At 64.1% G+C, this 12,563-nt stretch carries 9 protein-coding genes; 3 read left to right on the top strand and 6 right to left on the bottom strand.

Annotated elements, in window-relative coordinates:
• Positions 1-36: 36 nt before the first annotated feature.
• Positions 37-1,608 (top strand): methyl-accepting chemotaxis protein, encoded by a 1,572-nt coding sequence (locus tag HWX53_RS17410; protein WP_175943087.1) that lies wholly within the window; start codon positions 37-39, stop codon positions 1,606-1,608.
• 376 nt (positions 1,609-1,984) lie between these two features.
• On the opposite strand, the gene HWX53_RS17415 is transcribed toward HWX53_RS17410, so the two are convergent.
• From HWX53_RS17415 to HWX53_RS17440, 6 genes are all read right to left on the bottom strand, one after another.
• The gene (locus HWX53_RS17415) at positions 1,985-3,373 is read right to left on the bottom strand and encodes an MFS transporter (RefSeq protein ID WP_175943089.1); all 1,389 of its coding nucleotides are present in this window, start codon (positions 3,371-3,373) and stop codon (positions 1,985-1,987) included.
• A 203-nt stretch (positions 3,374-3,576) separates the two neighbouring features.
• Positions 3,577-4,569, bottom strand: a complete 993-nt coding sequence (locus HWX53_RS17420; RefSeq protein ID WP_175943090.1) for an ABC transporter substrate-binding protein — start codon at positions 4,567-4,569, stop codon at positions 3,577-3,579.
• A gap of 47 nt (positions 4,570-4,616) precedes the next feature.
• On the bottom strand, positions 4,617-5,786 hold the full coding sequence (locus HWX53_RS17425) for a Gfo/Idh/MocA family oxidoreductase (RefSeq protein ID WP_175943092.1): 1,170 nt from the start codon (positions 5,784-5,786) through the stop codon (positions 4,617-4,619).
• Positions 5,786-7,111, bottom strand: a complete 1,326-nt coding sequence (locus tag HWX53_RS17430; protein WP_175943094.1) for a Rieske 2Fe-2S domain-containing protein — start codon at positions 7,109-7,111, stop codon at positions 5,786-5,788. Before HWX53_RS17430 ends, HWX53_RS17425 begins: the two co-directional genes overlap by 1 nt.
• 19 nt (positions 7,112-7,130) lie before the next feature.
• A complete protein-coding gene (locus HWX53_RS17435) occupies positions 7,131-8,105 on the bottom strand; it encodes a PDR/VanB family oxidoreductase (RefSeq protein ID WP_175943096.1) in 975 nt (324 codons plus the stop codon).
• Between the two features lie 186 nt (positions 8,106-8,291).
• Positions 8,292-9,617: an MFS transporter gene (locus HWX53_RS17440; protein WP_244140198.1), complete on the bottom strand. Its 1,326-nt coding sequence runs from the start codon at positions 9,615-9,617 to the stop codon at positions 8,292-8,294.
• A 260-nt stretch (positions 9,618-9,877) separates the two neighbouring features.
• Here HWX53_RS17440 and HWX53_RS17445 point away from each other — a divergent pair, with 260 nt between their 5' ends.
• Together HWX53_RS17445 and HWX53_RS17450 are read left to right on the top strand one after the other, a co-directional pair.
• Positions 9,878-10,465, top strand: coding sequence for a MarR family transcriptional regulator (locus HWX53_RS17445; RefSeq protein WP_175943100.1), 588 nt, complete (start codon positions 9,878-9,880; stop codon positions 10,463-10,465).
• Positions 10,466-10,644: 179 nt separating this feature from the next.
• On the top strand, positions 10,645-12,561 hold the full coding sequence (locus HWX53_RS17450; RefSeq protein ID WP_175943102.1) for an FAD-binding monooxygenase: 1,917 nt from the start codon (positions 10,645-10,647) through the stop codon (positions 12,559-12,561).
• Positions 12,562-12,563: the final 2 nt, after the last annotated feature.

Here is a 12,563-nt window from a genome sequence, read left to right on the forward strand (position 1 = left end):
CATACTCATCGCCGCTCACCTGTTATCGACTCCGCCATGAAACTTAGCCTGAAGATCCCTCTCGCGTTTGCACTCGCGCTCGTGCTGATGTTCGCCGGTGCGCTCTACGGCATTTACGCCTTAAACCGCTCCATTGATACATATCGCACGGCGGTAGCCGACAACGTCGCGAACGAGCGGATGGTGTCCGAGACGCTCGTCACCTTCAAGCTGCAAGTTCAGGAGTGGAAGGACACCCTGCTGCGCGGCAAAGACCCGGCGAAGCTCGACAAATACTGGGGCGCTTTCCAGGCGCGCGAAAGCGCGGTCAACCAACTCGCGGACCAGCTGAAAACGCGTCTCCCGCCGGGCGAAAGCCGCACACTTGTTGAGCGTTTCTCCACGGCTCATCACGCGATGGGCGAGGGATATCGCCGAGGCCTCAAGGCTTTCACAGCTGCGGGCTTCGAAGCATCGGCGGGCGATGCCGCCGTCGCCGGCGTCGATCGCGAACCGGCCGCGCTGCTCGAAGAGGCCGCGAAGAAGATCGCCGCCGACAGCGCCGATGTCTCCGCGCAGGCCGACCGCGCGGCGCATGACGCGTCGGTGACGAGCATCGGCTTGATGCTCGCTGTGTTGACGCTCGCGCTCGCTGGCGGCTTCCTCTTTAGCCGGACCGTATCGCGCCCGCTCGCCCGCGCGCTCGGATGCGCACAGGCGGTCGCGGAGGGAGACCTTTCTCTCGACTTCGACGCGCACGGCAAGGACGAAATCGCCGAACTGCTCGGCGCGCTCAAGCACATGCAGACGAGCCTCGCGAGGGTCGTCAGCAAGGTGCGCCGCAATGCGGAAGGCGTAGCTACCGCTAGCGCCGAAATCGCATCGGGCAATCTCGATTTGTCCTCGCGCACGGAGGAGCAGGCCGCCTCGCTGCAACAGACGGCGGCCAGCATGGAGGAACTCACCACGACCGTCGGCCAGAACGCGAGTCACGCGGTCGCGGCGTCGTCGCTTGCAGAGGACGCACGGCAGACCGCCACGCGGGGCGGCGAGATGATGAAGCAGGTCATCGCGACCATGGACGGCATCGCGGAAAGCTCGGGCAAGGTGAGCGAGATCATCGCCGTCATCGATGCAATCGCGTTCCAGACCAACATTCTCGCGCTCAACGCCGCGGTCGAAGCGGCGCGTGCCGGCGAGCACGGGCGCGGCTTCGCGGTCGTGGCGTCCGAGGTGCGCTCTCTCGCGCAGCGCAGCGCGTCGGCGGCGAAGGAGATCAAGGCGCTGATAGAACAGTCGACCGGACGCGTCGATGCAGGCTCCAAGCTGGTGTTCGACACCGGCAGCATCATCGCGGGCATCGTCGAATCGGTGCAGCGCGTGACCGGCGTCGTCAGCGAGATTACTGCGGCATCGGAAGAGCAGCGCACCGGCATCGAGCAAGTCAACGTGGCGGTCACGCAAATGGACGAAGTCACGCAGCAGAATGCCGCGCTCGTCGAACAGGCCTCGGCTGCTGCACACGCGCTCGCCGAGCAGGCGAGTTCGCTGCGGGATGCGGTCGCGGTGTTCAAGTTGCGTGGCGATGGCCATTCCGCGATCAATGATGCGACGCCGATGCCCGCGTGATCTCAGCGACGCGCACTACTTGACGCAATATCGCGCCTCACAGTGAAGAGCGTGCGCGCGTCGTCTCGCCGTCGGCAAGCGACGTGAGGACGGCCTGACGCTCGGGTAAGTTGAGAGCGAGGCTCGGGAGGTCCAACAGCAACAGGCGCGATCGGGCGTCGACGGTCGTCTGCACATCCTTCAGCACACTACCTGTCCATGTGAGTGGAATCGCCGTCGCCCGTCTCATGACTGCTTCTGAGCTGGTCCTTCCGGAGGTCGCGTCCTCTCCAGCGCGGACGACCTGCACGGGAAATCGCGCAGACGCTTCATCGTACGCGGGCAGGTGACTGTCCCCTGCGCTTCGAGCTTTCAGAACAGAATCGCCTCACCCGGGTCACCCTCCGGGTGATTCGACCGCCAATCCCTCCTCCGCCATGCTGGCACCGGCGCGTCGCGAGCGATAACGCGCCAGTGCAAGAATGCTCGCGGCCGCGATAACGAGCGGCGCAGCGACGGCGCCGAAAATGACCTTCGGTCCCCAGTGCGCGGCCAGCATCGCGCCGCCGATCATCGACCCGACGATCGAGCCTATGCGGCCCATGCCGAGTGTCCAGGCCACGCCGGTCGCGCGTGCCGCCGTGCCGTAGTAGCCTGCCGAGAGAATGTTCGTGCCCGTCATCGTGCCGCCCGTGCCCACGCCGGTGACGAAAAGCGCCAGCAATGCCAGAGCCGGCATGCTGGCCAGATGACCGAACGATGCGAGGCTGATCGCGGCGCAGAGAAAGGCGCCGCACAGCACATATTGCGGATTCATGCGGTCCATCAGCAGGCCTAGCAGGATCGCCCCGAGGCTATTGCCGGTGAGATAGAGCGCCGTCATCAGCGACGCGTTATGGAACGAGACTCCGCTCTGCTGAATGAGCGTCGGCAGCCAGTTGCCGAGGAAGTAGATGACGAAGAGCGCCATGAACGCCGTCGTCCAGAGCCATAGCGTGCCGCCGCCCACGCCCGGCCGCAGCAACTCGCGGATAGGCTGGCCCTGCACGCGGTTCTCTCCGAGCGTGATGGTCAACTGATCGAAAGCGACTTCGGGCGCGATGCTCCGCAGGATCTCGCGCGCCTGCGCTTGCTTGCCGCCCCTTGCGACGAGGTAGCGCGCCGATTCGGGCAGCCAGCGCGCCAGCACGGCGATGACGAGAAGCGGCAGAACGCCGCCCAGGACGAGCATGGATTGCCAGCCGAATGCCGCGATCATGTGCGACGCGACGAGCCCTCCGAGCGCGCCGCCGACCGCTATCCCGCATCCGATGGGCGCGACGAGTGTCGAGCGCAGGCGGTCGGGGCAATATTCCGCCGCGAGCGTGTAAGCGTTCGGCATGGCGCCGCCCAGTCCAAGACCGGTCAGGAAGCGCAATGCGATCAGCATGCCGATGGAATCCGCCCACGCCGAGGCGAGGCTGAAGAGCGCGAACACCGCGATCGATGCGATGAGCGTCGGTTTGCGTCCGAAGCGGTCGGCGACGGGGCCGAAGACGAACGATCCGAGCGTCAGCCCGAAGAGCCCAGCACCGAACATCGGCGCGAGCTGCGCGGGCGTGGCGCCGAAATGCGCCTTCAGCGCCGGCGCGATATAGCCGACCACGACGGTGTCGTAGCCGTCGAGCACGAGAATCAGAAAGCAGAGCACGAACGTGACAATCTGGAACCGCGATAATCCGCGCTGATTGATGAGGTCCTGCAGAACGACGCGGCGCGTGTCGTCGTCTGGGTGCGGTGCATGCATCATGTCTCCCGTGCCCGCTTGGGCTCGTTTTAGTTAGCACTGCTGCAAGATGGGGGATGCGTTACCGGGCATCGCACCCGATGCTCTCGCCCATGCCGCACGCCCGGGCGCTGTCCGTTTCGCGAATCGTGCTTCCTCGCTCATGCATCCAGCCCCACGGCGCACCGAGCGAGGCGGAAAGCAACGACAGGCAACGAGAAGCCTCAAATCTTGAACGTTTCGAGCGTAGCAGGATGGAACAATTCTTCCGGCTCCAGCAGCCGGCTCGACAAGCCTTCATCGTGATGGCGCTTCAGAAACCGCGACAGCACGTGCCGGTTCGGCTCGAAGCCGTACGGCCAGAAGTCGTGTCCCATCAGCCGGCGCGCATTGCGCAATTGCTCCTCGACGAAAGGCAGCGTGACCTTGGTCGCCGACGTATCGCTCAACTTCGCGAGCGCGATTGCCTTGCTCTTCTCGAAGGCCTTCGCCACCGCGCCGGGCAGCCACGGGTGCTGCTCGGCCAGCGTGCGCCGCACGCCCAGCAGATGCATGATCGGAAAGAGTTTCGTGCGCGAGTACCAGTCGGCGGCGGCTTTTTGGGGATCGTCGAAGAGATACTTCACGTTCGGATGACCGTTCGTGAAGCACGACGGCGCGCGAGGCCCGATGAGCGCATCGATTTCGCCGGCCGCGAGCATGCCGGAGATCGTCTGGTTCTCGGGCGCGTTTTCGAGGCGCACGTCGTCGGGCAGCTTGAGACTGATCTTCTCCAGACGGCCTGCTTCCTCATACCCGCCACGAACCCAGGTGACGTCCGACGGCTTCAGTCCGTGATCTTCCTCGAGGAACAAGCGCGCCCAGACGTTGGCGGTCAGTTGATATTCGGGCACGCCGATGCGCTTGCCCTTCAGGTCGGCCGGCGTCTCGATGCCGCGGTCGTTGCGCACGTAGATCGACGTGTGACGGAACGCGCGCGACGGAAATATCGGCACGCCGATATACGGACTCGTGCCCGCCGCGGTCTTTACGCTGTAGCTGGAGAGCGACAGTTCGCAGATGTCGTAGTCGGCATGGCGGAAGGCGCGGAAGAAAATCTCTTCCGGGTCTTGCAGCATGAAGACAGGTTCGACGCCGTCGATCTGCACTTCGCCGTCGACCAGAGGCCGCATGCGATCGTAGTTGCCCACTGCAATAGAGAGGTTCAGCTTCGCCATAATCAACGTTTCCCGGTATTGTTGTTTCGCCGCTAATCAGCCACCAATCAGTCGCCGATCAGCACATCGCGCGATTCGGCGCTCGATCGAAGCATTGCGAGACAAATCTCGAGCGTCCCGCGTGCCCACTCGCCGTCGTGCAGCGGCGCGATGCCGCCGTGCGCGGCGCCGATCAATTCGTCGATGACCTCCGCGCGCGGCACGCTCGGCGCCTCGAGTTCGATGCGCTCGCGCCGTTCGTCCCCGTACATCACTATTTCATGCGGCAAGGGCCGGAAATCGCCGCGTTCACACGACACGATGATCGGGCCGAAGTGCTGATGCCGGCGCGCATCGGGCGCTCCGGAGACGCGCGTATAGGCGTTTCCGCCGTAAGTCCCCGCTGCCTTCAGACGCGCTTCTTCATCGGGTGACGTCACCTGCGCGAGTTTGCGGCGCGCGACGCCGTATTCATCGGCATTGCGCTGCTGTCCCATCTCGCCGATCCATCCGGTCCACTCGTCGGAGTCGAAATGCGCGTAGCCGTTATAGGAAAGCGTGGCGAAAGCGCCGTTCTCGAACCACAGCGTCGCGGTGTATGCGCCTTCGGTGGGACGCGCCGCATCCCAGTTGCCGACGGCCGCGCGGATGCGCGTCGCACGGCTTCCCGCAAGCATCCGCACGATATCGACCTGATGCGCCGCCTGACTGAACACCGCGCCGCCGCCCTCTTCGGTCTTCAATTCCTCTGGACGACGCGGCCGGTACAGGTAGTCGGTGTAATTGAGCGCGTGGATCATGCGCACCGCGCCGAACGCGCCCGATGCAATCAGCTCACGCGTGCGCAGATACGGCGTATCGAAGCTGTGACAATGCCCGACGATCAGATGCACCCCGGCCGTGCGGCATGCAACGATCATGTCGTCGCATTCGGCGAGCGACAGCGCCATCGGCTTTTCGACGAGCACGTGCTTGCCGTGCGCCGCCGCGATCCGCGTATGCGCTGCATGAAACTGATGCGGGCTCGCGATATAGATGGCGTCGATGTCGGGCCGACGGGCGAGCGCTTCGATGTCGTCGAAGGCCGGCGCGTCGAAATCGGCCTCGAACTGCGCACGCGCCGTTTCGCGCGGATCACAGGCGCCAACCAGCTGCACACGCGCGTCCGCGAGAAAGGTCGGCAGCATCAGCGAGAAGGCACGGCCGAGGCCCGCTATGCCGAGGCGAATCTTCTCCATCAGACCTGAACCTGATAGTTCGATTCGAGTTCAGGCGAGGCTTTCTCAGCCGTCTCGACCCACACGGGTCGCGCGGGGTACTGCTTCCAGTCGGTGTCTTTCGGCACCATCGCCTGGAACGAGCACACGCTGCGCGGGATCGCCTTGTCGCCCGTGCCGATGGCCGCTTCGCCCGCCTGAAACGCCTTCAACGCATCGAGCATGCGGCGGCGGAATTCGACCACCGCGACATCGCTTGCGCCGAGGCGCTCTTCGGTGCGGTCCGCGATCGGGCGCATGGTGAGCCACATCGCGATGTCCTGATTCGGGAAGCCCTTGATGCCGGTGAAGTTGCCCGCCTTCATCGCTTCGCGATCCTGCCAGAAGCGGTTGTCGTGGTTGCGTAGCGGCCGGTAGTACGCATCGAGATCGATGCCAACCTGTTGGCCAAGGAACTTGCGCCACGTCTCGGTCTCGGGCGTCTTGTCCGGATGGCCCCACGCCATGAAATAGAACGCGGTGCTGGTGTCGTCGCACGGCACGTTGATGTTCGCGACGTTGTACAGATTGTTCGGCGGAATCAGCGCGGTGGCCGGCGCGACGAACACGGTCGAGCGCACGTAATCGTGCGTGGCGGCGTTCTGGATCGGGCGTCGCAGTGCGGCGTACCGGAAGCCGTATTCGGTGCGATGCACCTGCAAGCGCGGCGCCTTGTCGGTCGACGGACGCAGCCAGTTCTTCGAGGTCGCCTCCGCGCCGCCGACGCGCGCCGGCACGAAGTCCGACGAATGCAGGCTGGAGCTGTGCGCGGAGTCGATTGCGCCTTCCAGAATCTGCGCCCAGTTGCACGGCAGAATCGCTTTTGCGATGCTCACGCGCGTGTCTTCGGTCGGCGCCCACGCGGGCGGCACGAACTCGGGAATCGCGTCCTGCGGCCCCATGTAGGCCCACACGAAGCCGCCCCATTCCTTCGTTTCGTACGCCTTATGCTTGACCTTTTTCGTCATGTCGCTGCATGAAGGCTCGGACACCATCTCGATCACGTTGCCCTTCACGTCCATCTTCCAGCCGTGATAGAGACAACGCAGGCCGCAATCCTCATTGCGTCCGTACACGAGCGAGACCCGCCGATGCGGACAGTACTCGTCCATCACGCCGACATTGCCGTCGGTATCGCGGAACACCACGAGGTCTTCGCCGAACACGCGAGCCTTGACCGGTGCGCCGTCCGGCTCGCTGACTTCCTCGATGAGGCATACGGGCGTCCAATGACGGCGCATCAGTTGCCCCATCGGCGCATCGCCTTCTACGCGGCACAGCAATTCGTTTTCTTCGTGCGTGAGCATTTACGCTTCTCCGGAATTCTCAAAGATCGAGTACAAGTTCTTGGCTCTTCGCACGCGACACGCAGATCATGATGTGATCGCGCTTTTCGTCGTCGCCGAGCACCATGTCGCGGTGGTCCGCCTCGCCAGCGCACAGCGTCGTGCGGCACGACCCGCACGTGCCGCTCTCGCAGGAACTCGGCGCCCGAATGCCGTTGTCGCGCAGAATTTCGAGGATCGAGCGGTCCTTCGGGATCTCGAAAGAGCGGCCCGTCCGTTCCAGCCTGATGTTGAACGGCGTGTTCTCCGCCGCGCGCGACTGGTCCACGCCGAAGCTCTCGAAGTGCACGGTGCCGGTGGGCCAGTGACCGGTCATGTCGCGCACGCTGTCCATCAGCGCGCGCGGACCGCAACAGTAAATGTGCGCGCCGCTGCCGGGCTTTTCGAAGACCGGCCAGAAATCGAAAGCGTTGGCGAGGTCGCCGTGATCGTGGTGAATCACCACGTGCGGTTTCCACTCGGCGCTTGTGAGTTCATCGAGAAAAGCCGTCGTCTCCGGGCTGCGCGACACGTAATAGAGCTTGAAACGCGGACCAGACGTCGCCTTCAGATGCCGCATCATCGACAGGATCGGCGTAATGCCGATGCCGCCTGCGACGAACACGAAGCTGCGCGCCCGCTCGCTCAATCCGAACTCGTTGTGCGGCTCCGAAACGTCGATCCGGTCGCCTTCCGCAACGTCGTCGGCCATGCTGACCGAGCCGCCACGGCCGGCCGCATCGCGCTTCACGGCGATCACGTAGCGGTCCGTCTCGGCCGGGTCGTTGCAGAGCGAATAGTTCCGGTTCGCGCCGCTCGGCACGCGCACCGTGAGATGCGCGCCCGCCGCGAAAGCCGGCAACGCCCGCCCGGCTTCATCGCGCAATTCGAAACGGAAGATGCCTTCCGCCACCTGGTCCTTCTTCGTCACCACGACTGTCCTGAACGACAACTCGTTGCTCGCCGAGTCCTTCATTGCTCCGTTCCCCCGCTTGTTCCGGGCCCATCGACGCTGTCCGTCCGCGCCGATCTCCATGTCTATTATGTTAGATATCTAATCATTACGGCACAAGCGGGTTTTCCCTCAAACGGCGTTAAGTGGCGCAAAAGAAAAACGGCGCCTTCATGTTGAAGACGCCGCCCGTGCTGCGAGATCCGGTGCTCAGGAATGCTTTTCCGCGTGCTCCCGCAGCGTGTTGGCGGGCACGCCGATCAGCACCGCGAGCCCGCCGATCAAGACGATCGCCGCGATCGACGCCAGCCCGATGGCGAGACTGCCCGTCACCGTCTTGATCCAGCCAAGCGCGATAGGGCCGCAGAACGCGCCGACCTGCCCGAGACAACTGATTGCGCCGATGCCTGCGGCGGCGGCGTCATCGGACAGATAGGCAGGCGGAATCGACCAGATGATGGCCGCCGCGCCGAAGTAGGAAATCGAGATCATGCCCAGACAGACAATGGCCGCCGTGGTATTGCCCGACACGAGCGGCAGCAGAAAGCCGCCGAGTGCGCCAATTGCCGTGCACAGAAAGAAGTGCCAGCGCCGCTCGAGCGTCACGTCCGAACTGCGCGCCACCGCGAACATGCCGAGCGCGCCGATGATGTACGGCAGCGCCGACAGCAGTCCCACGTTCAGCACGTTCGAGACGCCCGCCTGGCGAATGATGGTCGGCGTCCAGTAATTGAGGATCGTGCCGCACAAAGGCACCGTGCCCCACCCCGCCGCGAGGATATACACGCGCGGGTCCTTCAGCGCCGCCAGCAGTTGATGCCGCGAGTGTTTCGCGGGCTTCTTCTCAGCCCGGTCGGCGGCGAGCGCATCGAGAATGATCTTCTTCTGCTCGTCGTCGAGCCAGCGTGCATCTTGCGGCCGGTCCACGAGATAAAAGTATGCGACGACGCCCATCAAGAGCGCGGGCAGGCCTTCGAGGAAGAAGAGCCACTGCCAGTTCTTGTAGCCGAGCACATCCACGAAGTTATGCAGGATCCAGCCCGACAACGGGCCGCCGATGATGCCCGCCGCCGCGATGGCCAGCAGAAAGCGCGACGTGATGCGCGCGCGCCGCGCGCCCGGATACCAGTAGGTCAGATACAGGATGATGCCGGGCCAGAAGCCCGCCTCGGCCGCGCCGAGCAAAATCCGCGCGACGTAGAACTGCGCCGGCGTGGTCATGAAGGCCATCGCGGTGGAGATGCCGCCCCACAGCACCATGATGCGCGAGATCGTCAGGCGTGCGCCGATCTTTTTGAGCCACAGCGTGCTTGGCACTTCGAGCAGGATATAGCCGATGAAAAAGAGGCTGACGCCGAGGCCATACGCGGCATCGGACAGGCCGAGGTCCTGCTTCAGATGCAATTGCGCGAAGCTGACGTTCACGCGGTCGAGATAATTCAGCACCCAGCACACGAAAATGAACGACATCAACCGCCAGGTGACCTTCTGATACGTGGCCTCGACGCGCGCGGTTGTGGCGTCCGATTCCGGCATGAATTGCGTGACTGTGGATTTGGCCACCAAACGTCTCCGTTGCCCTGCTTATGAGGACGGTGCGCCGGCACGCGCGGGCTTCGCGCGACTGCCCTGCACCTTCGTTTTATTCGAGATCTAATGATTATGGTAAGGAGAGCGTCCGCGCCGAACAAGCTCGGGTTTGCACCGACATGTCCTGCGCACGGGTGAGACAGTCACGCATGAGACCCAGCAGCTATCATGTAGAAGAAACCCGCTTACGGATGAAGAACTTCGTCATGACACGAAAGAAAACTGTGGAAGGCGCGCCGCGCGAGACCGCCGAAATGCTGCGCCACTGGCACGAATCGGTGCCGAACGACCGTCTCGCGCACCTCGTGAAGGACGCGACACGCTCGATGGTCCGCGCCTTGCAGATGCGGCTCGCGGCGCACTCGGTGTCGTTCGGACACTGGACGTTCCTGCGCATCCTCTGGGAAAGCGACGGCCTCACGCAGCGCGAACTCAGCGAGCAGGCAGGCGTCATGGCTCCCACCACGTTCGCCGCCGTGACGGCGATGGAAAAGCTCGGACTCGTCGAGCGCCAGCAGCGCCCCGAGAACAAGAAGAACACGCACGTCTATCTCACGGCCGAGGGCCGTGCTCTGAAGGACAAACTCGTACCGCTCGCCGAGGAAGTCAACGAAATCAGCGTGACCGGACTGAGTGACCGGGATATCAAGGTCGCGCGCAAGGTGCTTCTCACCATCATCGAAAACCTGGCGGAAGACGAGTCGGAATCGACGGATCCGCGGCGGCGAGTGTTGTCGACCCGCGAGATCGGCAAGCTGATCGCCGAACGTGGCGAGAGTCTGGAGGATGCTTGAGGCCTGATTCGACGGCAATGGCGAGCAAGTAAGCGAGTCGTCACCAAGCGTCCGGCACTCCTGGCTCACGAACGAACGCCGCCCTTTCGCGGCCAATGATTAGGGTAAACATCCGCCGACAAATGGTTGGTGTACGGAGTACATTTCGGTCAACGAGACGCTCCTGAAGGGGAAGACATATGCAGTTTCATCTTGACGGCTTCCGCACAGGCGACCCGACGATCGAACCCGCCGCCGTCGCGCACACCGCTGACATGCCCGAGGCCGTCGATGTGCTGATTGTCGGCAGCGGCCCGGCAGGTCTTGTGCTCGCGGCTCAACTGTCGCAGTTCCCGGCAATCAATACGCGTATCGTCGAACGACGTTCCGGGCCGCTTCTCATGGGTCAGGCCGACGGCGTCGCGTGCCGCACCGTCGAGATGTTCGATGCGTTCGGCCTGAGCGACCGCTTGTTGCGCGAAGCCTATTGGGTCAACGAGACGGTCTTCTGGCGGCCCGATCCCGACAAGCGCGGCGCGATCAAGCGTACCGGCCGCGTTCAGGACACCGAAACAGGTCTGTCGGAATTCCCGCACGTCATCGTCAATCAGGCGCGAGTGCAGGACTATCTTCTGGATGTCATGCGCCGCTCTCCGCGGCGGCTGGAGCCCGACTATGATCTCGAACTCGTGAGCGTCGAGCGCGACGAGCACATCGAGGTTGACAGCAAAGGCGAGCATCCGGTGCGCGTCACGTTACGGCGCACCGACGCATCGCGCCTCGACGAGCTCGTCACCGTGCGCGCGCGCTATGTCGTGGGCTGCGACGGCGCCCGCAGCCGCGTGCGCGCGGCCATCGGCCAGACGCTGCGCGGCGACGCGGCCAATCATGCGTGGGGAGTCATGGACGCGCTCGCGGTCACGGATTTTCCGGACATCCGGCTAAAGGCGGCCATCCAGTCCGCAAGCGAAGGCAATCTGCTCATCATTCCGCGCGAAGGCGGCTATCTCGTTCGCTACTACGTCGATCTCGGTGAGGTCACGCCGGGCAACCGCGATGCCATCAAGCAGATGACCGTCGATCGGATAATCGCGACGGCGCAGCGCATCCTGCATCCGTATTCGCTGGACGTGAAGGAGGTCGCGTGGTTTTCCGTGTACGAGGTCGGCCAGCGTCTGACAGACCGGTTCGACGATGCCCTGGCCGCCGACGGCACGCCGCGCGAACCGCGCGTCTTTATCGCGGGGGACGCGTGCCACACGCATAGCGCGAAAGCCGGTCAGGGCATGAACGTTTCGATGCAGGACGGGTTCAATCTCGGCTGGAAGCTTGGCGCGGTGCTGAACGGACTCAGCGATGCGAGTCTCCTGCGCACGTATTCCGACGAGCGCCAGCCCGTTGCGCAGGAACTCATCGACTTCGACAAGGAGTGGTCGGCGATGATGGCCGCGCCGCCCAAGGACCCGAGCCGGCCTGAAGCCGGTGGCGTCGATCCGGCCGAACTACAGGCGTACTTCGTGCGGGCCGGTCGCTATACGGCAGGCGTCGCGACCCGCTACCGGCCGGCCATGCTGACGGGCGAGCCGACTCATCAAGCGCTCGCGAGCGGCTTCGCGATCGGCATGCGGTTTCACTCGTCGGCCGTGCTTCGCGCAGCGGATGCGAAGCCGGTTCAACTCGGGCACGCCGCGCGCGCCGACGGCTGCTGGCGTCTGTACGCCTTCGCCGACGCACAGGAAACCGGGCTTCATGCGCTGTGTGAACACCTTGCGACGTCGCCGGAATCCGTTCTGCGACTCGTGACGCCGGAAGGCGCCGATCCCGACAGCGTGCTCGACCTGCGCGCGGTGCTGCAGCGCGACCATCGTGACGTGCGACTCGAAGACATGCCGCGATTGCTGCTGCCGAAGAAGGGCCGCTACGGACTCGTCGACTACGAGAAGATATTTACCCGCGACGCCGCGACTGATATCTTCGATGAGCGCGGAATCGACCGCAATCGCGGCGCGCTCGTCGTGGTTCGTCCGGACCAATTCGTCGCGCACGTCCTGCCACTGGACGCATATGCGGAACTATCAGGCTTCTTCCGGCCGATCTTTCCGCGTGCCTTCGCTTAGTC

The sequence above is a fragment of the Caballeronia sp. BCC1704 genome (genome assembly GCF_902833455.1).
In the GTDB taxonomy this organism is placed as follows: Bacteria; Pseudomonadota; Gammaproteobacteria; order Burkholderiales; family Burkholderiaceae; genus Caballeronia.